Source organism: Gilliamella sp. M0320 (genome assembly GCF_016101635.1).
Taxonomy (GTDB): domain Bacteria; phylum Pseudomonadota; class Gammaproteobacteria; order Enterobacterales; family Orbaceae; genus Gilliamella; species Gilliamella apis.
The window spans coordinates 528745-553679 of sequence record NZ_JACFQD010000001.1 but is presented as its reverse complement, the minus strand read 5'-3'; the positions used below and the strand labels follow the sequence as shown (position 1 = coordinate 553679).

The window sequence follows — 24935 nt, the reverse complement described above, 5'->3', positions numbered from 1 at the left end:
TGATATCCTTATTGATAATTACAGTGCTGACTCATCAGTTTCACCAGTACGAATACGAACGACATGTTCTAGCGGAGTAACAAAAATTTTCCCATCCCCTATTTTTCCCGTATAAGCAGCTTTACTGATGGTACTAATTACTTCATCAAGCAATTCATCACTAATTGCTAGCTCAATTTTAACTTTAGGTAGAAAGTTGACATTATATTCTGCTCCACGGTACAGCTCGGCATGACCTTTTTGTCGCCCAAATCCCTTAACTTCAGTAACAGTTAAACCAGTAATTCCAATATTGGATAGTGATTCTCTGACCTCTTCTAATTTGAAAGGTTTTATAACTACGGTGACAAATTTCATCCATTACTCCTTATTACTATTAATGTTATTTAAGTTAATGCAAGGAGCATGCCAAAATTAGCATAGAATGATTAACCATTGAAATATTTGTTATTTTTAAAATTGGTTGATGATTATTATTATGTAAAAAATTTTGAGGAAAGGGGTTTTTAAAGACAAAAATAGGCTTTCTAGCGCACCAATTTGGTGCTTATGCCTATTTTTGGTGCCGATAGATATTAATAATCAGAATGTTACCATTAGTTTGCGATATTCGTCATAAGCAAAATGATCAGTCATACCACTAATATAGTCTTGAATTAACCGGCAACGATAATAAAATTCCCAACATTTAAAGCTACAATGCCCTTTGTCCAATAATGCAATAGCTTGTTGATAAGCAACACAATGTTTTGCCGATAATTTATGATACAACCGTGTTTCGATAGGATAGTTTTTATGATTACTTGTTTTGGCTAAGTTAATAAAATCATCTGTTGACATATTTAGCAGTGGACTATAAATATCCAATAAACCCGTGATTATTCGATAACCTTGTAATTCAATATTTTCAACCATCTCATGATTAAAGATATGTTCAAATCCAACTGTTTTAAATATATTCAGTAATTTATATTCAGCTTCATGATCTTCAAGTAAAGCGTGATTAAATGAACCATGATAGATTGTTTCTATATTTTCAATGAATCGTTCAGCTGCATGAGGTACCAATTTAGCAATAGTATTTACCCGTAAATACATAAAGAATTGGTCAATACCTATCGCTTCAAATTCATTTTTTTTCAAATTGTCATAAGGTTTATTAACAACTTCATCAAATAAATCACCTTTTTTAACTGGGCCCCATGCATCTTTTAAATAGTGGTAAAGCTGTTGCACAGTTAAAATTTTCTTTTCTACAGCATCTTCTAGATCAGCAATACAATAAGAAATATCATCCGCCGCTTCCATAATATAAGTAAGTGGATAGCGATGAAATGGTTGGATATCCAGTTGCTGTGATAATTCATTAACAAAAGATTCTTCAGACAGATAGTATCCAGGTTTTTTCATCAAATAGCTGAATTCATCTGGAATATCATTAGACCAATAAGCAGGTTTGGAATATTTTAGAATTGAAGCGATTTGTGAATAAGTTAAGTTAAGTCGAAGAATTGTATGCACCAATCGAATTGCTTGAGCATTACCTTCAAAGTTTGCAAGATCTTGGCGAATTTTTAATTTTAATGATTTGAGTGATTGCTCTTCGTTCTCATTGATATTAAGTATTGGATAGATTGAATCATTATCAATTCCCAAACGCGCACTAAACCACTGATTGATTGCTGCTTCACCAAAATGGCCGAATGGTGGATTACCAATATCATGCATTAAACAAGCCATTTCAACTAAGCTTTCTACCGACATGACGGATTTATCTAAGCCAAACGTCTTTAACTTTCCAGAGAGACTAAGACGATTGACAATCTCCTTGACGATATAACGACCAACTTGTTGTACTTCCATTGAATGAGTAAGCCGAGTTCGCACAACAGAATTACGCTCTAAAGGAAATACTTGTGTTTTTTGCTGTAAACGCCGTATAGCTGCTGAATTAAGAATGCGACCCCGATCACTTTCAAAAAAGCGCAAGACAGAATATTCATCCGACGCTTGACGTTGTTTACTGGCATATCGTTGATAATTAATTTTTTTATTAAAATCGATCATATCGCAACCTGAGGTTCAATCAGCTATAATTTCTGTTTTGCCCACTCGATTGGTGAACCATATTCTGCTGGTAGCATAGAAGCAAGTTGATTTAAAGCGTCGATCAATTTTTGACGATGTTGATGGCTTAAATTGATATGGCCAACTTTACGCCCTACTCTTACTTCTTTTTCATACCAATGCAAATGAACTAAATCTACCGCTAACCAATTAATGTTGAATTCGGTACCAATTAAATTCACCATCACTGATGGACAAAAAACATCTGGCTTAGGTAACGGTAAATCTAAAATAGCCCGTAAATGTAATTCAAACTGACTAATAGAAGCACCGTTTTGCGTCCAATGACCACTATTATGTACCCTTGGAGCCAATTCGTTAATTAATAAGCTATCACCAATGACAAAACATTCCATTGCCATAACGCCGATATAATTAAGCTTATGCATAATCTTTGCTAGCATCTGCTCAGCGCTTGCCTGTAATGTTTCATTTTCACATGGGATAGCAACACTCATTTTTAATATACCATCTTGATGCAAATTATTAGTCAAAGGATAAAAAACTGTTTCCCCTTTTGCATTTCGAGCCCCAACCAGCGACACCTCTTTTTCAAAAGGAATCGCTTGTTCAACAATAGCATTTTTATAAATATCATTCGGTACAGTGATGTCATCATCTATAGAAAGTCGCCATTGCCCACGCCCATCATAACCACCGGTTCGACGCTTAACAATTAGTAAATCACCTAAGTTTTCAAAAAAATTCGGCCAATCATGCTGATTATTAACAGCAAACCATTTAGCTGTTGGTAAATTCAGTTCATCAAGTAACTGTTTTTGAGTTAAACGGTCCGCAATAATAGGAAATACATCTCGATTAACAAACTGAGGATGACTAGCTAAAATTTGCGTAAATTGCGTTTCAGGCCAACGTTCAATTTCAGCAGTAATAACAGAATCTTGATAAGGGATCGATGCAGGTTCAACATCTAGTCCTACCGGATAAACATGAATACCTAATGGTTCACCTGCCTGTCGAAGCATACGCCCTAACTGCCCATTTCCTAACACACAAACAGATCGAATTGTCATATTATATCGCTACTCTCGGATCAGGATTATTTAAAACTTCATCAGTTTGACTTAATCGCCAATTCGATAAACGTTGATAAATTTCTTGGTTATGTAATGCTAGAATTTGCGCAGCTAATAAGGCTGCATTTGCGGCTCCAGCTTTACCAATAGCTAAAGTTCCTACAGGAATGCCTTTTGGCATTTGCACGATAGAATAAAGACTATCCACACCACTTAATGCAGCACTTTGAACTGGCACACCTAAAACAGGAACTAAGGTTTTTGCCGCTAACATACCAGGTAGATGAGCTGCACCACCAGCACCAGCTATGATGACATCAAAACCTTTTGTTTTAGCATGTTCAGCAAATTCGAATAATTTATCTGGAGTACGGTGAGCAGAAACAATTTCAACATGATAAGTAATGGCTAAAGTATCTAAAATATCAGCAGCATGCTGCATAGTAGCCCAATCACTTTTCGACCCCATTACAATGGCAATTTTTGGTTGAGTATGCATAGATGATTATAAGGAGATGTAAATATTAAGTGTCGAAAGTATACACTAAAATTCGGTAAATGGGATAGTAAGAAGTATGACTTCTTATCAATAAGTTAAACTGAATATTCGAACAATTTAAGCTAATGCATAAATAAAAAAATTAATCTCATAATATAACGTTATTAAATCCGCCAATATATGGCGGATAATCATATAAATTTATGGATTAACGGCTGCAACGATTTTAATTTCAACCAAATACTCTTTTTTCATTAATCCTGCCTGAACAGTACAACGAACTGGAGCTTTCCCTTTTGCTACCCATTCATCCCACGCTTTGTTCATGGCTGGAAAATCACTTTTATTTACCAAAAAAAGGGTCGCATCTAAAATGCGAATTTTATCACTATTTGCTCTTGCTAAAATTTTATCTATTTCAGCTAAGGCACTTTGGGTTTGCGTATAAGCATCATCACGTAAATCTGTTGGCACACTTGTATAATAGATCACATTATTATGGATCACCGCTTCCGACCATCTATCTTCGGGATCTATACGAGTAATTGTCATTATATTTTCCTTAAAAACTTTTTATTAAGATACTTTGATGAAATCAGATCGTAATTTTTTGATCTCATCACGTAAAACACCTGCTTTTTCAAATTCTAGATTTTGGGCAGCTTCATACATCATGGCTTCAAGTTCTTTGACTCTTGCTTGAACTTCTTTGACCGAAACATAATTATACTGTCCACCAGGTTCAAAAGCTTGTACTTTAGCCGTAGCTTTTTTCGTGCTTAAACCAGCATCTAAAACATCCTTAATTTCTTTACGTACTGATTTTGGCGTAATACCATGAGCTTCATTAAAATCTTCCTGTTTTTTACGACGGCGCGCTGTTTCGTCGATCGTTTTCTGCATAGCAGGTGTGATTTTGTCGGCGTATAAAATCGCTTTACCATTCACGTTTCGAGCCGCACGACCAACCGTTTGGATTAATGAACTTTCTGAACGCAAAAAGCCTTCGCGATCAGCATCTAAAATTGCAATTAATGATACTTCAGGGATATCTAATCCTTCTCGTAATAAGTTGATACCGACTAACACATCAACCTTACCGAGACGAAGATCGCGAATAATTTCCATTCTTTCAACGGTATTAATATCCGAATGCAAATATTTAACATTAACATTATGTTCAGATAAATAATCAGTTAAGTTTTCAGCCATACGTTTAGTTAAAGTAGTGACTAATACTCGCTCATCTTGATTTATTCTCACTTTAATTTCAGATAATAGATCATCAACTTGAGTAGCAACCGGTCTAACTTCAATAATCGGATCTAATAAACCTGTAGGTCTAACAACCTGCTCGATAATTTCTCCACTCGATTTTTCAATTTCATATTTAGCTGGTGTTGCTGAAACATAAATTGTTTGTGGCATTATGTTTTCAAATTCTGAAAATTTTAGCGGTCGATTATCTAATGCTGATGGTAAACGAAAACCGTATTCAACTAAATTAAGTTTCCGTGATCTATCACCATTATACATCGCCCCCAATTGCGGAATTGCCACATGAGATTCATCAATAAATAATAAGCCGTCAGCCGGCAAATAATCAAATAATGTTGCGGGTGGATCTCCTGCTTTACGTTGAGCTAAATATCGGGAATAATTTTCGATTCCAGAACAGTAACCAAGTTCAGTCATCATCTCTATATCAAATAGAGTCCGCTGAGTTAATCGTTGTTCTTCTAAAAGTCGATTATTATCCAACAAAACTTTTTGGCGTTCTTGAAGCTCTTGCTTAATTTCAGCAATCGCATTATCCATAATATTTCTTGGGGTTACATAGTGCGTTTTGGGATAAATAGTAATACGAGGTACTTCATTAATCGCATTGCCAGTTAATGGATCAAACATAACTATCCGTTCAACTTCATCATCAAAAAGCTCAACACGTACAGCTAGTTCATCAGAATCAGCAGGAAATATATCAATAACATCACCTCGTACCCGAAACGTACCACGACTAAAACCAATTTCATTACGGGTATATTGTAATTCAGCTAAACGCGTTAAGATTGAACGCTGATCAGTGATGGTACCTCTTGCCAAATGTAAAATCATGGACATATAAGTTTCAGGCGCGCCTAATCCATATATAGCAGACACTGAAGCCACAATCACTACATCACGGCGTTCTAATAACGATTTAGTAGCCGATAAACGCATTTGCTCGATATGCTCGTTAATTGAGGCATCTTTCTCAATAAATGTGTCTGTAGAAGGCACATATGATTCTGGTTGATAATAATCATAATAAGACACAAAATATTCAACTGCATTATCTGGAAAGAATGCTTTCATTTCACCATATAACTGCGCCGCCAAAGTTTTATTAGGTGCTAAAATAATAGTTGGACGATTATGCTTGGCAATGACATTGGCCATAGTAAATGTTTTACCTGAACCTGTAACACCTAATAATGTTTGATGCGCAATCCCATCATCAAGATTTTGATTTATCCGATCAATTGCCGCTGGCTGATCGCCAGCAGGTTTAAAATCAGAACATAATTTAAATTTTCTCATTACTCGCAACCTAAAATTTTACCTATTAATAAAAATTATCCCCAAAAAACACTTGACCTTTAGAAATGTTATATTTTTTGTTCAGTTAAGCTAAAAGAATGTAAAGCCGCCTTAACAAACAACCCTTGATTTATGATAACCAATTGATATATATAAATATTCAAAATCATGATTAAGTTGTAATCAAATCAAATAAAAACCTGATAAACATTGAGGTTAACACACTTTTCAATCAACTATTCACAGACTTATCCACAGGCATAGGGGATAACTTGCTAAGTATAATCAATATAAACTTTTTTCCAAATTTTGACTAAATTTTGAGCTATTTAAAAAACTTTTTTTATTGATTATTCCTATTTTTAAAACTTAATTTAATAGCTTTTATCTAAACTATTTTTTAATACCTTCTATTTTATATTGATAGCCAACAGTCTCATTAGGCACAAAAGTTAATCGATGAGTGATGCATTTTGGCGCATCTTCTACATGATGCGAAACAAACAATAATTGTGTATTACCTTTATCAATTAAATTATCAATCCAATTTTTTACCAATTCACGATTCAAATAATCGAGTCCCTGTAATGGTTCGTCTAGAATCAGTAGCGTTGGGTGTTTAACTAAAGCCCTAGCAATTAGGACTAAACGTTGCTGCCCCCATGAAAGTGATTGAAATGGTTTCTCAGCTAATTCGGTTAAATCTAATAATTGCAACCACTGTTTAACTAATTTTAATTGTTTATCACTAGCTGTTTGATATACGCCAATTGAATCAAAATAACCTGATACTAATACATTTTCCACACTTAAACTAACTCGGTAATCTAGATGAAAACTACTACTTACATAGCCAATATGACGCTTGATGTCCCATATAGTTTCACCAGAGCCTCGTTTACGTCCAAACAGTGTCAAATCGTTACTATATCCCTGAGGATGATCACCCGTTATTAGACTCAATAATGTCGATTTTCCTGCCCCATTTGGCCCAACTATTTGCCAATTTTCATTAGCTTTTACTAACCAATTTAATCCATTAATAATTGCTTTACCATCATATTGAACATAACCATTATTTAAAATAATGCGGTCCAACGTATCGGGTAGTTGAATGGGAGTTTCATCCGGTTCGGGTAAAGTAAAGTTTGATAATTGTTCTAAATTTGCCAGTTGCTTGATGGCTACGTCATCTAATATGGTGTCTTTAGGTCCAAATTTCAATAGTTGACAATTAGCCAGTAAACCAATATTTTTTACAAATGGTGGGATTTCATTAAAACGATTTAATACCATTACAATAGTAATATTTTGTTTTGATAGTTGGCTGAGTGTTTCAGCTAAATTAGCTCGAGATGCAACATCTAAACCATCAAATGGCTCATCTAAAATTAATAGTTCAGGTTTACTCATTAATGTGCGACAAATTAAGGTTTTACGAGTTTCTCCGGTGGAAAGATATTTAAAACGACGATTTAAAAGATCTGCTATACCAAATTGTAGTGCTAAACTTTCACAAAGCGCTTGGTTTTGATTATGTTCTTGGATAATCTCAGCCGTAGTTAATCCAGTATCATCTTCTTTATCGCTTAGCATGTCGGTATTATTTCGTTTCCATTCATCATCGATTATTTTCTGTAAGTGCTCAAAGGATATATGCGCAACAGATTTAAAATGATTAATTACTTTCCCTGATAATACTGTTTGATCACCAGCTAATGCTTTAGCTAATACTGACTTACCCGATCCATTTCGGCCGACAAAAGCAACAATATCACCAGCATTAATCGTCAAAGACTCGATAGTAAAAACGCGGAAATCACTAATTTTATATATTGTATTTTCAATTTGTAACATAAATACCTCAAATGACTAAACTAATGTAGCAATGATAATATGTTGAGGATCGATAGATATGGTTGTTTGCTGACCTTCGATTAACTTTACACGATTAACTTCGCTGGTTAATTTGCTTGCGTAAAGTATCATACCTGATGGCAATGAAAATGAAATTTCAGATAACTGACCATCAGTGATTATTTTTTCAACTTTAACCGTTAATTGATTTTCATTTAAATTATTCAATTCAATCAAAGGCGCTTTAATAAGTAAAAGCACGGTTTTATTAACATCTATTTTTAAACGTTCAATACTTTGCTGAGTTATATAAGCTTTTAGTTCCGTTTGATTATCATTTAATTTAACCTTTACAAATCCGGCAATGTTACTAGTTTCAATATTTGCAACACTACCATAAATTTGATTACGAGCACTGGTTTGCAATGATAATCTAGCAGTGATTTTTAAAATATCATCCAGCGCAATATTGTCATCATTTAAAATATTAAATGCATTATATTGTAGCTGAGTTAATAGATCGTAAAGTTGTATAAATCTTACAGCGTAAGCACTAAGTTTGGTACCTCCACCATTTTTTCCTCCTGTGGCGGTAATCAAAAAAGGGGTTGGAGCCAAATTATTGATTTCATTAATCGCATCCCATGCGGTTTTATAACTTATACCGATTTGTTTAGCTGCTTGACTTAATGAACCTGTTTGCTCTATCGCTTTTAATAGGGCAATTCGCCGAGGATCAGTAAATAATTGCTGATTTAAGTTTAAAGTTAATAAAATTTCTGGTGACAGCATTATTTTGTGCCTTATTAGATTAAATAAACCATTATTAATGGTAAAGTTATTCTATTGTAGACGTTTTTTTATTTTCCACCAAAAATTGTAATCTTATCTCTTTATGAACAATAAAATTTCGCTAACAAGTAAAGATTAATTGTACATTATCGGTAAAGTTTGATAGCATCGTTATGCATTATTTTATATAACGAAAATAAGGGATAATATGAAAAAAATCACTGGATTAATAATAATATTAACAGCTTTATTTTTGAGTTTATCTGCAACAGCCAGTCAAAAAATCACAGTATTTGCCGCAGCATCGCTGACTAATGCAATGCAAGATATCGCAACTAGTTATAAAAAAGAGCATAAAGATACCGAAATCGTATTTTCCTTTACTTCTTCTTCTGTATTAGCTAAACAAATTGAACAAGGTGCTCCAGCAGATATTTTTATGTCAGCAGATCAAAAATGGATGAATTATCTTATTGAACATAAAATTACAACAGAAAAACAAAATTTGTTAAAAAACGGCTTAGTTTTAATAGCCCCAAAACAATCTAAATTAGACAAAGTAGATATCAATACAGAGACTAACTGGCAAACAATTTTACCCAAAGGCGAAAGATTAGCTGTCGGTGATCCTGACCATGTCCCTGCCGGACTGTATGCTAAAGAGTCTTTAACTAATTTAGGCGTATTTGATAAATTGTTACCACAAATGGCTCCAGCAAGTAATGTTCGTGATGCGTTAATGTTAGTTGAACGCAATGAAGCTGCATTAGGGATTGTGTATAGCACTGATGCAAAAGTAAGTGATAAAGTGAAAGTCGTTGGTAGTTTTCCTGCCGATACATTCAAAGCTATTGAATATCCAATAACATTATTGAAACCTGAAGCAAAAGAGTTTTATCAATATTTAAATTCACCAACAGCACAAAATATTTTCCAAAAATATGGTTTTTTAACTAATTAGTATTTTGAAAAGATGATATTAACTGAATTTGAATGGCAAACATTACTGCTAAGCTTAAAAATAGCTGGAGCAGCGATAATCTTTAGCCTACCATTAGGGATCTTAACTGCTTGGATTTTAGCAAGATGTCAATTCATAGGTAAATCATTGTTTGATAGTATTGTTCATCTTCCATTAGTTTTACCGCCTGTTGTTTTAGGCTATCTACTACTTTTGATGATGGGACGTCACGGTATTATTGGTGAATGGCTAAATAACTATTTTTATCTCAGTTTCAGTTTTAATTGGCAAGGTGCTGCCTTAGCCTCTGCGGTGGTGGCATTCCCTCTTATGGTCAGATCGATTCGATTAGCGATTGAATCAATTGATTCAAGATTAGAAAAAGTCGCAAGAACCCTTGGCGCTAAACCATTTCGTGTTTTTATGACCATTACTTTACCATTAGCATTTCCGGGCATTTTAATGGGAACCGTACTTGGTTTCGCTCGTTGTCTAGGTGAATTTGGCGCAACAATTACCTTCGTTTCAAATATTCAAGGTGAAACCCGTACTATTCCTTTAGCTATGTATACTTTATTACAGATCCCTGATGGCGAATCCGGTGCATTACGGCTTTGCATTGTTTCGATACTATTATCATTAATTGCTTTATTTTTATCTGAAATGCTTAATCGTTGGCATAAAAAGAAGTTAACAGGATAGTTCATCATGTTAAATATAAATGTGAGCAAAAAACTCGCCTCGTTTGTTTTCCAGTTTAAACATGAAATTCCCTGTCATGGCGTAACGGCAATTTTAGGTGTCTCCGGATCAGGAAAATCAACTCTGATTAACCTTATTAATGGTTTGATTAAACCAGATAGCGGTTATATTAAACTAAATCAAACTACTTTGGTTGATACTGAAAAAGGAATTTTTACTCCACCAGAAAAAAGACAAATTGGTACTGTTTTTCAAGATGCATTGCTTTTTCCCCATTATAAAGTAATAAAAAACTTAACTTATGGTGCAAAATCATTGAATAAAGAAAAATTTGACGAAATAGTTTCGGTGCTCAATATTGATTCACTTCTCAATCGTTATCCAGCAATGTTATCGGGTGGTGAGAAACAACGTGTTGCCATTGGTAGAGCGCTATTAGCAGAACCAAAATTATTACTAATGGATGAACCACTCTCAGCTTTAGATATGCCCCGTAAAAAAGAGCTATTAAGCTATATTGATAAACTAGTAAATGATCTAAATATCCCTATTGTTTATGTAACGCACAATATCAATGAAGTTAAACGCATTGCACAACAAGTAGCAGTTTTAGAGCAAGGGAAATTACAAATCTATGGTGATACTGAACAAATTCTACAAAGTGATTATTTGAAAGAGTGGTTATAAAGTTCTAAAGTGGCGCTATTTTTTTCTTGTTTTATATACGAAATGCCATCATGCCAAGCTCCTAACACAATTCTAGTCGCAGGCTCGCCATTAATATAAAGATGATGTGTAGCAGGTTTATGAGTATGTCCATGAACCATAATACTAGCGTTATTGGCAATCATCATATCAATGACAGCTTTTGGATTTACATCCATAATAATTTCAGATTTGATTTGATTATGCTGGCTACTCTCTTTACGTAATTTAGTGGCAATTTTTAAACGTATCTTTAATGGTAATAATAGAAATAATTTTTGTAGCCATTTTTTATGCATGATTTTGCGGAATTTTTGATATTGAGGATCATCAATGCAAAGCAAATCACCATGCAGAAATACAATATTTTTATTCTGATTAACTAAACAATTAATATCGCTTAATAAATTCATATCACAGCGTTTAGCGTAATGCTTACCAATTAAAAAATCACGGTTGCCATGTACAAAGAATTTTTTAATATGACGTAACGAGAGCTCTTTTAAGGCATCAGCGATTTGATTGTGTAGTATTGACTGTACATCATCACCTACCCAATAATCGAACAAATCACCAAGTATATAAAGCTCACATTGATTAGGTAATTGTTTAAGAAAAGATAAAAAACCTGCTGTTATATCAAAATGATCTACAGCAGGCTGATTGTCTGCAAGATGAATATCTGCAATAAAAAAGCGAACCGGATTATTCAACCGTTACACTCTTAATTATGATATCTTCTACAGGAACATCAGAATGCATGCCACTACGGCCAGTTTTAACCGCTTTAATCTTATCAACCACATCCATACCATCGACAACTTCGGCAAAAACACAATAACCATAACCATTGATATCTGATGAGCGATAATTTAAATAATCATTATCAACGACATTGATGAAAAATTGCGCTGTTGCAGAATGAGGATCACTGGTACGCGCCATGGCTAATGTACCACGATTATTTTTTAAACCATTATCAGCTTCATTCTTAATCGGCGATTTAGTTTTTTTCTGTTTCATACCTGGTTCAAAACCACCACCTTGAATCATAAAATTATTAATGACACGATGGAAAATGGTGTTGTTATAAAAACCTTCTTGGCAATATTCAACAAAATTTTTAACTGTCTCTGGAGCTTTATCTTCAAAAGTATTAATTTTAATATCGCCTAATGAAGTATGAAATATAATCATAAAATGTTCCTTAATTTCATTCTATTACGTAAAAATTGTTAAAAGGTGAGCAATATCTTTTAATATGCTTACTCACTAAATCTTTCACATGCATCTAATGTATTACTCATTAACATTGCTACCGTCATCGGCCCAACACCACCAGGTACCGGTGTAATCCAGCCGGCTCGTTGGCTAGCAACATCAAATTCCACATCACCAACTAATTTCCCATCAGGCAAACGATTAATACCAACATCAATCACTATAGCACCCGGTTTTATCCATTCACCTTTGACATAATTAGGTATACCGACACCAGCCACAACAATATCTGCATTACTGACATGCTTTGCTACATCCACTGTTCGACTATGGGTGATTGTGGTTGTGCATCCTAAAAGTAATAGCTCTAATGCCATAGGGCGACCAACAATACTCGATGCACCAACAACTGTTGCATTTAACCCCGATAAATTAATACCGGTTGATTCCAACATTTTAACGACACCATATGGTGTACATGGTCGTAGTATTGGATCTCGTTGTAATAAATGACCAATATTATAAGGATGAAAACCATCGACATCTTTACGAGGATCGATACGCTCTAGCACTTTAGTTTTATCAATATTATCCGGTAAAGGCAATTGAACTAAGATACCGTGAACATCGGAGCGTTGGTTCAATTCATCAATTAATGCTAATAATTCATCAGTGGTTGACGATGGATAATCATACGCAAAAGAAGCGAAACCGACATCATCGCAAGCTTTTTGTTTATTTTTCACATAAATTTTCGAGGCGGGATCCGAACCAACTTGTATAACAGCCAAACCGGGAACAGATAAACCTTGTTCAGTACGTTTTTTTACTTTTTGAGCAATTTCATTGCGTATTTGCAATGCTAACGCTTTGCCATCAATTATATTCGCTGTCATAAGCTGATTACTTCTTTTACCTGATGATTGTAGATAAGATATTTTCGCAAAAGTTTTGATTATTGTCTATTTACTTGTCGGCCGATTGATTAAGTTCTGTTAAAATCTGTTGATATTGGTGATCCACATCCGTAATAACCGAGCAAATATGAGCATCAAAGGCTTTAAGTTTTGGTTTTTGAGCCTTCCATTCATTTTTCGAAATATCTTTAATCGCAGCTATGTTTTTAAACAAATTAAAATCTAAAATACTACCACCAATAACATTATAAAAAATACGTTCACCAATATCATGCCCATCTTTTTTCAATTTATTAAAATTTTGATAATAAAATTTTGTGCTGCCATTCTCGCTAATAAGAGAGCCATGTAATAGTTTCACTAATCTTTTATATAATTTATTTAACTCGCTATGCAGTTCACGATCATCACTCAACTTTTTGGTGATTGCCTGATCAAAAGCGACTTTCACTTCAGACAATAAACTTAATGATTGCTGCTCTAGTTGAGGTAATTGTGAGCGTAAACCTTTCTCAAACTGATCAAGTTTTTTTTGCAATGATGGATTTGGTGATATTATTTTTTTATTTAATATCACCTGGCCATCATTCATAATAGATAAATCATTTGATTTATTATATATATGGATACTGTCTTTATTTATCACAATATCGTAACTTGGTTTTACAGGGCACTCTTTTTGTGCTGCAAAAGTAGCTATCGATAAAGTTAATGACAAAATAAATATCATTTTTTTTAACATACTGACATCCATTTAATGGTTGAAATTAAAATTATAGTGAGTAATATCAAATTAGCACTATTTTTGAGGCTTAAAACCCCCTTTCCTCAAAATTTTTTTGTCATAACAGATAAAATACTCGATAAATTATCTAAATGATTAAAACGTATACCTTGCTAACTTTGCAAGCGTAATGTCAATAGGTATAATCTATTATATCAACTAGATTTAACTACTTTTTTTTATTTAAAACTGAAGTATAGTTAATCCAACAATTAAATTTAACTATTAGAGGTGAACTATGTATGCTGTAATTTTCGGACGTCAAGGATGTCCATATTGTGTGCGAGCTAAAGAGTTAGCAGAAAAATTATCACAAGAACGAGATGACTTTTCATACCGTTATGTTGATATCAATGCTGAAGGTATTACCAAAGAAGATCTTTCAAAAAGTGTTGGTAAACCAGTTGAAACCGTACCCCAAATTTTCATTGATGAAAAACCAATTGGTGGCTGTACTGACTTTGAAGCATATGCCAAAGCGAATTTGGGATTATTCCAAGAATAAATATTAAGCTTAATTTTACAGCAGATAACGCATTTCCATAGCTTATCTGCTCTTATCGACCTGGTAATTTTTGCCAAGTTACTTCATTACGCAAATAAGTTGGTTCAACATCTTCAACTTTAACCACTTCCTTTCTTAACCATTTTTGCTGGGCGATAACCACCAAATCTTGTGCTTCAGGTAATAACACTTCACTTGATTTAATCATTGCTAACATATTAGGATAAGTTTGCCAACCAGTGCCAGCCGAATAATCATCATTATCAATATGTCGGATTTTAGTTACCACATCCTCAGGTTTAATCACACATTCAGGAATGATCGCTTGCCATTGTTGATCTTGATAATGGTATTGTCCTAAATAGACTTCTCCCATTCTAGCATCTATTGCTGGAAGAACTTTAGTTGCACGTTTAGTTCTATAAGCACCTTGTGCTAAAGTTTGCAATGTCGATACAGCTATCATTGGAACATCAATACCGAGAGCTAAACCTTGAGCCACTCCAATACCTATTCGCACTCCTGTAAAGCTACCAGGGCCTTGAGCAAAAGCAATTGCATCTAGTTGTGAAAGACTACACCCAGCTTGATGCAAAATTTTATCCACCATGGGTAAGATTTTTTTTGTGTGATCTCGCTCTGAAATAATGAAATCATGAGTGATTTCATTTTGATAAAATAATGCGACTGAACAAGCTTCTGTTGAAGTATCAATGGCTAAAATAGTACTCATTTGCTTTCCAAATTATCGGTTATCGATTCACTGTTAGATAATAAAAAATTGATGACCTTATTTATATCTCGCGTTCTTGGCGAAGGTGGTAAACTATTAATAAATGTTGCGCCATATGGTCGCATGACTAATCGATTATCACAAATAATAATTGCGCCACGATCATTGTGATGGCGAATTAATCGCCCTACTCCTTGTTTTAAGGTAATAACAGCTTCGGGTAATTGAACCTCATTAAATGCATCACCACCTTGCATTTGGCAATCTTCCATTCGAGCTTTAATTAAAGGATCATCAGGTGAAGTAAAAGGTAATTTATCTATAATAACACAAGAAAGTGTGTCGCCTCTAACATCGATTCCTTCCCAAAAACTGCTAGTTGCAATTAATAGAGCGTTACCACTATGAATAAATTGCTCCAATAATTTTACTTTACTGGTATCACCTTGAACTAACACAGGTAATTTAGTCAATTCTCGAAATTGTGTCGCTAAAGCATTCATCATGGCATATGAAGTACAGAGGAAAAAGCAGCGTCCTTTGTTAGCTTCAATAACAGGTAATAGAATATTAACTAATTTTTCAGCATTACCTTGCTCATTTGGTGATGGTATATAACGTGGCACACACAATATTGTCTGGTTGTTATAGTCGAAAGGGCTTTCTAAAATCAATGAGTCAGAATTAGTTAATCCTAAACGTTTGGTGAAATAATCTAATTGATTATCGACTGATAAGGTTGCTGATGTAAAAATCCAGCTTCCTTTGCGCTCGATTAATAACTCTGCAAATTTTTCAGCTACCGACAATGGTGTTAATGCGAACAGAAAAGAACTATATGAACTCTCATACCAATAACTAAAACCAGATACATGTGTTTCTGTTAGACGCTTCAATAATAATTGATACTGGTTAACACGATCAAAACAATTATCTAACGTGGTAGAGCGCCCTATCGCTAATAAAAGTACTTCTTTGCAAAAATCAAGAGCATCAAATAAATAAGATAATTCTTGTTTAATGTTAGCTTGATTAAATAGATAACGCAGGTTGCCTTTGTTATTTTGCTGACTGATTAATATTCGCAAATCTTGAGTACATTTTTGCAGTTTATCAGCACATTGCTGTAACTGAGACATATCTTTGACTTCGGTTCGATATGCTAAATTTATCTCTTTGGCTAAATCAAACAGTTGTCGGCTGGTTAGCTGTTCCCCAAAATAGTGGCATGCCAGGTCTGGCAGTTGATGAGCTTCATCGAATATCATTACATCAGCTTTTGGAATCAGTTCGCCAAACCCAGTATCTTTTACCACAACATCAGCTAAAAACAGATGATGATTGACCACAACAATATCAGCATTTAACGCTCGCTTACGAGCTTTAACCACATAACAATCATTATAGTGTTCGCATTCACTGCCTAAACAATTATCATTAGTGCTAGTTAAAATTGGCCAAATTGGATTATCTTCGGTTACCGTTGTACATTTACTGATATCACCATCTTTAGTTTTGATTGACCAATTTTTTACCCGAACTAAATCTGTGCGTAAACTCTTATCTAAATCGCCAGCTGCCGCATATTGGTGATACATACGCTCTAAACAAAGATAGTTGGCCCGCCCTTTAAGGAGTGAAATTTTACCGGTATAGTTCAAAGCTTTTTTGATAATGGGTAAGTCTTTACTATACAACTGTTCTTGTAGATTTTTCGAGCCAGTTGAAATGATGACTTTCTTCTCACTTCGTAATGCTGGAACTAAATAAGCAAAGGTTTTACCTGTACCGGTTCCCGCTTCAACCACCAGTGATTGTTGTGCTTGTATTGCTTTAGTGACTTTGTTTGCCATCTGTTTTTGTGGCGTTCTTGCAACAAAGCCATCAATAGCTGTCGCAAGTAAACCATTTTCTGCAAAATCATCAATCACTTAAAATACACCTAATCAAAAGATAAGCCCTATTTATATACTTTAGAAAATTTGTTAAAGAAATAATTAACGTTAGTAAAATATAACGCCCTCATAAAATTGGCATGAAATAATAGTCATTAAATTGGATAATTAACCATCAAAAAAATGAAGTATACTATATCAATAACCACGTTAGAAATATACACATGAACTTTAACTATAAATAGCTTAGTTAGAAATAGATTAAAATTTTTCTAATCTATTAACTAAATAAGCTTGAAAGCAACAAGATCATTGACCGAATATTATTTTTTAAATTTAGTTTTTAAATAAATAATATAATGTTTTATTCCTGATAGATATTTCTTTTGCTTAAACATTAATTTTGCATAAGCTCTAATTGAAGAAGTTTTGTTATCGTTATAGAAAGGTAATAACATATCTTTCCAAGGTGAGTTAGTAAAATAATAATCAAATAAATTAGTTCGATAAGGTTGATGCCAAGGTTTGTTTTTAGTTATATAGTGTATAATCTTAGTTGTTTTATTAACTTTAGCGTCCTCATTTCCATTCACTGTCAATGCTGTTAGATTATTATAATCCGAAGATAGTAATAATGTATTTTCTTTCATAACAATATTCAAAACATCTTGATCTGCAAATGTATATACATTTCCATCATTAATCAGTTGAAATGTCTTTTCTGTTAATTTGTTATGATTCCATAATAATGTATTAAAAAATATAACACCTGCATTAAAATATTCACCATAAGGGATTCCATAACGTTTACCTTGGGTATTTTGCATATTTTCAATATCAGGTACTACTGCGGCTATTTTATTAGTTAAGTCTCTATTAAAAAGCCCTTCTAAATTCCCCACACATAAGGTATCACAATCTAAATATAAAACTCTGCTTGTTATTTTTTCTAAAACTTCAGGAACAATAAATCTTAAACATGTTGCAATTGATATTCCTAAAACTAATGTATCAGAATTTACTGAAAAATTGCTATCTATTTCATAACAAGTTATAGAGCAATCAAATTGTTTCGCTAATGTTTCAAAATGAGCTAAATTTTGTTTAGAAAGGTTATTAGTAAATAAATGAAAATTAATCGCAATATTCGGATTATTTTCAATAACAGACATCAAAGATAAGCCAGCTGGCATTGCATAATTATCATCGAAACAATAAGCAATATGATATCCTTCAGTAACCTGTACATTTTTATTTAAAACTAATATATTTTTTAAAAATTTATCACTATAGTGCATATCATTTTCCATACAACTAAAACCATTATTCTATTTGTTAGAATAAATTACTTTCTAAATACTTTGTGCTTTAAATATAAAAGATAATATTTAAAAGCTTTGAAATATTGATGTTTACTAGCTAACAGTTTTGCATAACGTCTTGTAGTTGAAGGGGCATTCTCGTTAGCTAATAATAATTTTTGATTAGTCCATGGTGAAGCAGCCATATAGCGTTGATAAAGGGGAGTTAAATATAATTGGTACCATGGTTTATTACCAGTCACATAATGAATTATAACCGTATCATCACTTAAAATGCTATCTTCTTTTCCACCAACTGTAAGCGATGTAAGTTGATTAAATATCTTAGGTAGAAACTGAGTTTTACCTTGCATTAATATATTCAGAACATCCTGATCGGCAAATTTGTAAACTTTACCACTATTAATCATTGCAAAAGCTTTTTCGGTAAGATTATTATCTACCCACATATCAGTATTGATATAAATCATACCCGCATTAAAATATTCACCAAAAGGAATATCACAGGCTGAACATTGTTTTTCTTGAGTTTTCTCTACATCAGGCACTACAGCGGCATATTTATCGGATAAGTCGGTATTGATTAAATGATTCAGATTGTTAGTACAAAGAATATCACAATCTAAATATAACACTCTGGATGTTATTTTATTTAGTATTTGTGGTACGACAAAACGTAAACACGTTGATGCCGAAACATGTAGTACTAAAGTATCAGGATTTATCGAGAAATCATCGCTCACTTCATAACAGATTATTGTGGTATTATTCTGACTAAGTTGATTAAAGTCTTCAATTTTTTTATTAGATACTTTATTAGCAAATAAATGAAAAAAAAGATTTTTATCGGGGTTGTTGATAATAATTGATGACATAGCAATACCTGCTGGCATTGCATAATTATCATCGAAACAGAATGCAATATGCACTGTTTCTTGTGATTCAATAATATGACTAAATAAAGTTGTAATCTTACTAATAAAAAGATTTGCTGTTAACATGTTCTAGTAATACTGAGAATTTGAAATTTGATTTATTGTAACATAACTAATTATTATAAAAAAAATTAACTATCCATTTCATATTTATTTAACTATTTTGTAATACATAAATAGCTATGATATATTTAACAAATTGTATTAATGAGTGTTTGAAATGAATAATAGTATTATTAATATTGTATATTGTACAGATTCCAATTATCTAGAACATGTTGGTGTTTCTATTACTTCGATCATACTCAATAATAAAAGTAATAATATTCATTTTCATATTTTTTTGTATGATGTTTCGGAAGAAGATAAAAACAAGCTCAAGGAAATTAGTCCTTTAATTAATCTTTATTCTATCCCGACAGATGAGTTAGATAAATATTCTGAAATTCAGAATGATAAGATAAAGCATATAAATCGCTCAATGTATATTCGCTTATCTGTTCCAAGACTATTACCTGATTATATTAATAAGTTTATTTACTTAGATGCTGATATCTTATGTTTTGGCGACATTTCTCCTGTTTTAAATATCAATATTGATTCAGTAGTTTGTGCGGTAACAGCTGATTCTTTAAATGATGATAATCTTTTAGCAAATGCAAATCGTTTATCGTTAGGAAATAAAAAATATTTTAATTCAGGTTTTTTATATATTAACACTCAGAATTGGAAAAAATTTGACATAGAAAATAAAGCCAACCAAACATTATTATCACCAGAGAATTATAATTTAATCTACCCAGACCAAGATGCTTTAAACATTGTTTTGCAAGAACGTGTTGTTTTTGTTGATGTTAAATGGAATTATTTATTTACTTGGATGAATGAAAAAGAAAAAGAATCTTTTTTTCATCATAAAAAATCGTTACCTTATTTTGTGCATTTTACAGGTCCAAGAAAAATATGGTATCAAGAACATACAGGTATAGCCCAAAATATTTATTGTTTTTATAAACATTTTACTCCTTGGGCTAACTGTAATTTAAAAAGTTATAAACCTAAAATGCGAGTAAATGATTATCGAATTTATGCAAAATCTAGCTTTAAAGAAAAGAAATTTATTAATGGTATGAAATATTATACTCTTTATTTAATCTATAAATTACGGGGTAGACAAAAAAATAATTAAATATATTTTTTTATTGATTCCAATAATTTTTGCACTTCTACTGATTCGATACTATTAGCATCATAAACAAGCTGTCTACCATTAATATTATTTGGTGCCCATAGATCTTTATTTATTTGAAACTCAAGTCTAGGTTTGTATTTTTTTATATATTTTCCATCGAGAAATAAATCTTGTCTTAAATATTTGTAATCACTATATTCCCTACTATATATGGACTTCAAATTTACTAAATTTGGTGCTAAAGGTTCCATATAAATGGAAATACATTTTGTAGAAAATGCCGATGCTATATGTACAATCGATGTATCAACACTTATCACTAAATCAGCTCTTTTAATCAATGGAGTAACATCCATAATTGTCTCAGACTTAAATTTAATTGTATCTAGCAATGATAATTTTTCAAATTTCTTACCTTCACCAATTAGTACGATTTTATAATCCTGATAATGTTTCTTAAATAAATCACAAATCCCTTGAAGTTGAGAGCCTGATAAACACCGATATTCTGAACCGCCGAATGGATTAATAACAACAAATTTATTAGGATAAATGTATCGGTTTATAAAATCAGTAACATTCTGATTTTGTGAAGGATTAATATAAATATCGTAATTGAATAAGTCATGTTTAATATTAAGATTATCTAAATAGTATTTTAATTGATTTGTTACATGATCATTCGGTTTATAATACGGCAAAGATATATTGAAGGCTTTTATATTACTTTTATTATAACTCAATAAAATATTTGTTTTAATTAAACAACAAAAAATTAGGTGTTTTAGGTCTAATCTGCGATGAAATCTTGCATCAATGGATAAATCAAATTGATGTTTTCTTATTGTGCGAATAGAATCAACCAAATTATTTAGCTTTCTATCCTGATATAAAAAACAATCGCTAATATATGGATTACCATCAAGAATATCTAAACTACTTTTTCTTGATGAAATATAAACCTTATACCCAGCATTAGATAAACAACGAATAAAAGGTGTAGTAACAATCATATCACCAATACAATCATTTCTAATAATCAGCACTTTTTTTACTGTATCGGGATTAATTATTTCATTTCGTCTTTTTACAAAAAAGAAAATAAATGATAGAAATTTCATAAAAATAAAATACTTAATTTTTTTGGTTATTAAGTTACGTTTCCAATTTAACTGCTTTATTTTTCTCTTCATTCTTATAAAAAAATTCCTTTTTACCATTTATCTTATAATTTATGTAACTCATTTTCCAACTGTTTTAACATTATATTAATATCAAAATTAGATATTAAATCACCAAGTCCTGTATTAACATTTTCGTCAGTGAAAACCTGAATTGCATTAGCATAATTTGGTCCCCATACAAAATTATTAATGAACTTATTATCTATTATTCTATTATTATATACACAAACCATTTTCTTATCATAATGCGAGGCTAAATGCACAATTGACGTGTCAACTGTAATCACAAAATCTGAATGTTTAACCAGTGCTACCGTACAAAAAAAAGACGCCATTTGATTTATGATAATATTATTTGTAGATTTTATATTTGAAATTTTATCTGGCTCACCTACCACGATTGTAATGAAGTTACTATATTGTGATAAAAAAGATAAAATGATTTCAATTTGAGAATTTGAAAAACTTCTTGCTGAATTAGAACCAAATGGATTAAAGATAATAATTTTTTTTCCTAATGATTTATAAGGTTTCAAAAAATCATTTACGGATTTTTCATTGCAAGGAGGGATATTAAGATAATAACTTACTCTATCAACCTTAATGTTCATTAAATCCAATACTTTCTGACTTCGTTTTGAAATATGAGAGGTATAATCATGGTAATCAATAGATGTATCATATAGCTTATATTTTTCTTGATTAAAACCTATCGTATGTAATGGATTAAGTGCTTTAATTATTTGTGAACGTCGAACACTATTCGGCCCCTTATCAACAAGATCAATAACAACATCAATTTCAGTATTACCTAAATACTCTTTTATCAATTCTGTCTTCTTCTTTCTGTCATAAAAAATAATACCATCAACTGAGATAAATTCATCAAATAAAAATGCAATTCGTTTTTCTACTACTACAAAAACTTTAAAAGCATTTTTCCTTAATGATTCAATTAAGTAAGAGGTGATTATTGCATCACCTATACCTTGGTCATTCATTAAAATAGCTACAGAAGAATAATCCTGCGGAGTTAATAACGATCTTACTTTTTTTTTTCGATTTAATAAGTATAATTTAATAGCTAATTTTAAAGGTTTAACTTTTAAATTTCGTTGTCTATTTAGATGTTTAATAAAATTAAGTAACTTGTTTACCATATTCCTTTCAATTTCCTATAATTCAAAATATCTTTTTATAAATAAAATATTAAGTTTTAATTTGATAAGTTACTTTTGTATAATTTTGAATATATACCATTTTGAGATATTAATTCATGATGATTTCCTTGTTCAACAATTTCACCACCATCAATAACTAAAATTTTATCTGCGTTTTCAATTGTCGACAACCTATGAGCAATGACAATTGATGTTCGACCTTTTTGTAATTCTTCTAATGCTTTTTGTATTGCTTTTTCTGATTCCGAATCAAGAGCTGATGTTGCTTCATCCAAAATTAAAATTGGATTATCACGTAATAAAGCCCTAGCGATAGCAATACGCTGTCGTTGACCACCAGATAATAGTATTCCATTTTCACCAACTACAGTATCAAAACCATTTTCTAGCTCTTTTATAAAATCATAGGCATAAGCTTTTTTAGCTGCTTCTTCAATTTGATTTAGAGAATATTCACCTATTTGCCCATAAGCAATATTATTTGCAATTGTATCGTTAAATAAATGTACATTTTGAGAAACTAAGCCTATTTGGTCTCGTAAACTATATAGAGTTAAATCCTGAATATTATAATTATCAATTAAAATTTCGCCTTCATTTATATCATAGAAACGAGTAAGTAAGCTTGCTATAGTTGTTTTGCCTGAACCTGAACGACCAACTAAAGCAATGGTTTTACCATGCTCTACTGTAAAATTAATATCTCTTAATGCTGGTTCTTGTCTAGTTTCATATGTAAAAGAAACATGTTTAAATTCAATATTACCTTTTACCCGTTCAATAGTTAAATTTCCATTGTTTTTCTCAATAGGTTGATCAAATATCGAAAATAAAGTTTGGCATGCAGCCATCCCTTTTTGAAAGTCAGCATTAACACTCGTTAAACTTTTTATCGGTTGCATTAAAGCAACTAGTGAAGAAAAGACTACGGTAAACTGCCCTGGAGTAATATTTAAATCTGGGTTACTCGCCATTAATAATACAAAAGCGATAGCAAACGATATAATTAGTTGAACAATTGGTGTAGATAAAGCAGATATTGAGACTAAACGCATCGTATCTCTTCGAAATCTATTGCTTACTTTTGCAAAGTGATTCGATTCCTCATCTTGAGCACCAAAAAGAATAATTTCTCTGTGACCTTTTAACATTTGCTCAACAGACATAGTAACATTACCCATTGAGTTTTGCATAGTTTTGGCCATTTTTCGAAATTTTATTGACACAAATGCAATTAAACCAATCACTATAGGTGTAATAAAAATCAAAGATAAAGATAATTGCCAACTATTAATAAACATTGTATAAAATAAGCCACAAATAAATGCTGATTCACGTACTATAGTAATTAAAGCATCTGAGGAAGAAGAGGCTACTTGGTCAGTATCATATGTTATACGCGATAATAATCGTCCAGTTGAATTTTTATCATAAAAACTCACTGGAGCATCAACAAAATGATTAAAAAGTCGTTGACGAATTTTAAGGACAATTTTAGTTGAAATTAAAGATAAAAAATAAGAGTACCCATAATTTGCAGCACCGCGAAGAAAAACTAAGGTAAAAATATAAATTGGTGCCATAAATAAAAAGTGCTGATCATTTTCAACAAAACCTTTATCTAGTAAAGGTTGCAGTATTCCAATAAGTGATGTATCTGCAAATGCACTTATAATTAATAATACTATTGCAAAAAAAAGCAGAAATTTATGTTTAGTTATATATGGCCATAACTTAAAAAAAGTATGTAACGTTGAAAAATCTCGATCTATATCATTATTTATCTTTTTACTATTTTTTTTCATA

General features: G+C 32.0%; 24 protein-coding genes. 5 read left to right on the top strand and 19 right to left on the bottom strand.

Translation table 11 applies throughout. The annotated features are described in order from the left end of the window. Window positions 1–18: 18 nt before the first annotated feature. The 8 genes from glnK to H3T83_RS02435 all read right to left on the bottom strand — a co-directional run bounded on the left by glnK (window position 19) and on the right by H3T83_RS02435 (window position 8892). Window positions 19–357 (bottom strand): P-II family nitrogen regulator, encoded by a 339-nt coding sequence (gene glnK, locus H3T83_RS02470; RefSeq protein ID WP_065579294.1) that lies wholly within the window; start codon window positions 355–357, stop codon window positions 19–21. 225 nt (window positions 358–582) lie between these two features. After that, window positions 583–2067: a dGTPase gene (gene dgt, locus H3T83_RS02465; protein ID WP_198214979.1), complete on the bottom strand. Its 1485-nt coding sequence runs from the start codon at window positions 2065–2067 to the stop codon at window positions 583–585. A 23-nt stretch (window positions 2068–2090) separates the two neighbouring features. Beyond that, window positions 2091–3155, bottom strand: coding sequence for a 5-(carboxyamino)imidazole ribonucleotide synthase (gene purK / locus H3T83_RS02460; RefSeq protein ID WP_198214998.1), 1065 nt, complete (start codon window positions 3153–3155; stop codon window positions 2091–2093). 7 nt (window positions 3156–3162) lie between these two features. Beyond that, on the bottom strand, window positions 3163–3663 hold the full coding sequence (gene purE / locus H3T83_RS02455; protein ID WP_065579296.1) for a 5-(carboxyamino)imidazole ribonucleotide mutase: 501 nt from the start codon (window positions 3661–3663) through the stop codon (window positions 3163–3165). Between the two features lie 201 nt (window positions 3664–3864). Further along, complete coding sequence (locus H3T83_RS02450; protein WP_198214978.1) at window positions 3865–4215, bottom strand: RidA family protein; 351 nt, start codon at window positions 4213–4215, stop codon at window positions 3865–3867. 24 nt (window positions 4216–4239) lie between these two features. Continuing rightward, window positions 4240–6243, bottom strand: a complete 2004-nt coding sequence (gene uvrB, locus H3T83_RS02445; protein WP_065579298.1) for an excinuclease ABC subunit UvrB — start codon at window positions 6241–6243, stop codon at window positions 4240–4242. Between the two features lie 393 nt (window positions 6244–6636). After that, the gene (gene modF / locus H3T83_RS02440) at window positions 6637–8100 is read right to left on the bottom strand and encodes a molybdate ABC transporter ATP-binding protein ModF (RefSeq protein ID WP_198214977.1); all 1464 of its coding nucleotides are present in this window, start codon (window positions 8098–8100) and stop codon (window positions 6637–6639) included. Window positions 8101–8115: 15 nt separating this feature from the next. Further along, complete coding sequence (locus H3T83_RS02435; RefSeq protein WP_198214976.1) at window positions 8116–8892, bottom strand: TOBE domain-containing protein; 777 nt, start codon at window positions 8890–8892, stop codon at window positions 8116–8118. Between the two features lie 208 nt (window positions 8893–9100). On the opposite strand from H3T83_RS02435, the gene modA reads away from it, so the two are divergent. The 3 genes from modA to modC are packed head-to-tail and all read left to right on the top strand — an operon-like array spanning window position 9101 to window position 11242. Then, window positions 9101–9853 carry a molybdate ABC transporter substrate-binding protein gene (modA, locus tag H3T83_RS02430; protein WP_198214975.1) on the top strand — a complete coding sequence of 251 codons (753 nt, stop codon included), beginning with the start codon at window positions 9101–9103 and terminating at the stop codon, window positions 9851–9853. A 12-nt stretch (window positions 9854–9865) separates the two neighbouring features. Further along, entirely contained in the window at window positions 9866–10555 is a 690-nt protein-coding gene (gene modB, locus H3T83_RS02425) for a molybdate ABC transporter permease subunit (protein ID WP_198214974.1), read from the top strand. Between the two features lie 6 nt (window positions 10556–10561). Further along, entirely contained in the window at window positions 10562–11242 is a 681-nt protein-coding gene (gene modC / locus H3T83_RS02420) for a molybdenum ABC transporter ATP-binding protein (protein ID WP_198214973.1), read from the top strand. Here the strand turns inward: modC and H3T83_RS02415 are convergent. The 4 genes from H3T83_RS02415 to H3T83_RS02400 form a co-directional block, all read right to left on the bottom strand. Further along, the gene (locus H3T83_RS02415; RefSeq protein WP_198214972.1) at window positions 11221–11973 is read right to left on the bottom strand and encodes a UDP-2,3-diacylglucosamine diphosphatase; all 753 of its coding nucleotides are present in this window, start codon (window positions 11971–11973) and stop codon (window positions 11221–11223) included. The two genes, modC and H3T83_RS02415, sit on opposite strands and share 22 nt — an antisense overlap. Next, on the bottom strand, window positions 11966–12457 hold the full coding sequence (ppiB, locus tag H3T83_RS02410; protein WP_065613375.1) for a peptidylprolyl isomerase B: 492 nt from the start codon (window positions 12455–12457) through the stop codon (window positions 11966–11968). Before ppiB ends, H3T83_RS02415 begins: the two co-directional genes overlap by 8 nt. Before the next feature lie 68 nt (window positions 12458–12525). Continuing rightward, window positions 12526–13377: a bifunctional methylenetetrahydrofolate dehydrogenase/methenyltetrahydrofolate cyclohydrolase FolD gene (gene folD, locus H3T83_RS02405; protein ID WP_065613380.1), complete on the bottom strand. Its 852-nt coding sequence runs from the start codon at window positions 13375–13377 to the stop codon at window positions 12526–12528. A gap of 70 nt (window positions 13378–13447) precedes the next feature. Beyond that, window positions 13448–14140 carry a DUF2884 family protein gene (locus tag H3T83_RS02400; protein ID WP_198214971.1) on the bottom strand — a complete coding sequence of 231 codons (693 nt, stop codon included), beginning with the start codon at window positions 14138–14140 and terminating at the stop codon, window positions 13448–13450. Window positions 14141–14420: 280 nt separating this feature from the next. On the opposite strand from H3T83_RS02400, the gene H3T83_RS02395 reads away from it, so the two are divergent. Beyond that, the gene (locus tag H3T83_RS02395) at window positions 14421–14687 is read left to right on the top strand and encodes a GrxA family glutaredoxin (protein ID WP_065579308.1); all 267 of its coding nucleotides are present in this window, start codon (window positions 14421–14423) and stop codon (window positions 14685–14687) included. Window positions 14688–14739: 52 nt separating this feature from the next. Here H3T83_RS02395 and tsaB read toward each other — a convergent pair whose 3' ends face one another. The 4 genes from tsaB to H3T83_RS02375 all read right to left on the bottom strand — a co-directional run bounded on the left by tsaB (window position 14740) and on the right by H3T83_RS02375 (window position 19638). Continuing rightward, the gene (gene tsaB / locus H3T83_RS02390; protein WP_110453206.1) at window positions 14740–15420 is read right to left on the bottom strand and encodes a tRNA (adenosine(37)-N6)-threonylcarbamoyltransferase complex dimerization subunit type 1 TsaB; all 681 of its coding nucleotides are present in this window, start codon (window positions 15418–15420) and stop codon (window positions 14740–14742) included. After that, window positions 15417–17351, bottom strand: a complete 1935-nt coding sequence (locus tag H3T83_RS11490; RefSeq protein WP_198214970.1) for an ATP-dependent DNA helicase — start codon at window positions 17349–17351, stop codon at window positions 15417–15419. The genes tsaB and H3T83_RS11490 overlap by 4 nt, the downstream gene beginning before the upstream one ends. A gap of 287 nt (window positions 17352–17638) precedes the next feature. Then, a complete protein-coding gene (locus H3T83_RS02380; protein WP_198214969.1) occupies window positions 17639–18625 on the bottom strand; it encodes a glycosyltransferase family 8 protein in 987 nt (328 codons plus the stop codon). A gap of 35 nt (window positions 18626–18660) precedes the next feature. Next, window positions 18661–19638 (bottom strand): glycosyltransferase family 8 protein, encoded by a 978-nt coding sequence (locus tag H3T83_RS02375; protein ID WP_198214968.1) that lies wholly within the window; start codon window positions 19636–19638, stop codon window positions 18661–18663. Between the two features lie 154 nt (window positions 19639–19792). On the opposite strand from H3T83_RS02375, the gene H3T83_RS02370 reads away from it, so the two are divergent. Continuing rightward, window positions 19793–20761 carry a glycosyltransferase family 8 protein gene (locus H3T83_RS02370; RefSeq protein WP_198214967.1) on the top strand — a complete coding sequence of 323 codons (969 nt, stop codon included), beginning with the start codon at window positions 19793–19795 and terminating at the stop codon, window positions 20759–20761. On the opposite strand, the gene H3T83_RS02365 is transcribed toward H3T83_RS02370, so the two are convergent. The 3 genes from H3T83_RS02365 to msbA are packed head-to-tail and all read right to left on the bottom strand — an operon-like array spanning window position 20758 to window position 24934. Further along, window positions 20758–21957, bottom strand: coding sequence for a glycosyltransferase family 9 protein (locus tag H3T83_RS02365; RefSeq protein ID WP_110453202.1), 1200 nt, complete (start codon window positions 21955–21957; stop codon window positions 20758–20760). The two genes, H3T83_RS02370 and H3T83_RS02365, sit on opposite strands and share 4 nt — an antisense overlap. Before the next feature lie 32 nt (window positions 21958–21989). Then, a complete protein-coding gene (locus tag H3T83_RS02360) occupies window positions 21990–23108 on the bottom strand; it encodes a glycosyltransferase family 9 protein (protein ID WP_198214966.1) in 1119 nt (372 codons plus the stop codon). A gap of 56 nt (window positions 23109–23164) precedes the next feature. Beyond that, window positions 23165–24934 (bottom strand): lipid A ABC transporter ATP-binding protein/permease MsbA, encoded by a 1770-nt coding sequence (gene msbA, locus H3T83_RS02355; RefSeq protein ID WP_232351088.1) that lies wholly within the window; start codon window positions 24932–24934, stop codon window positions 23165–23167. Between the last annotated feature and the right edge of the window lies 1 nt (window position 24935).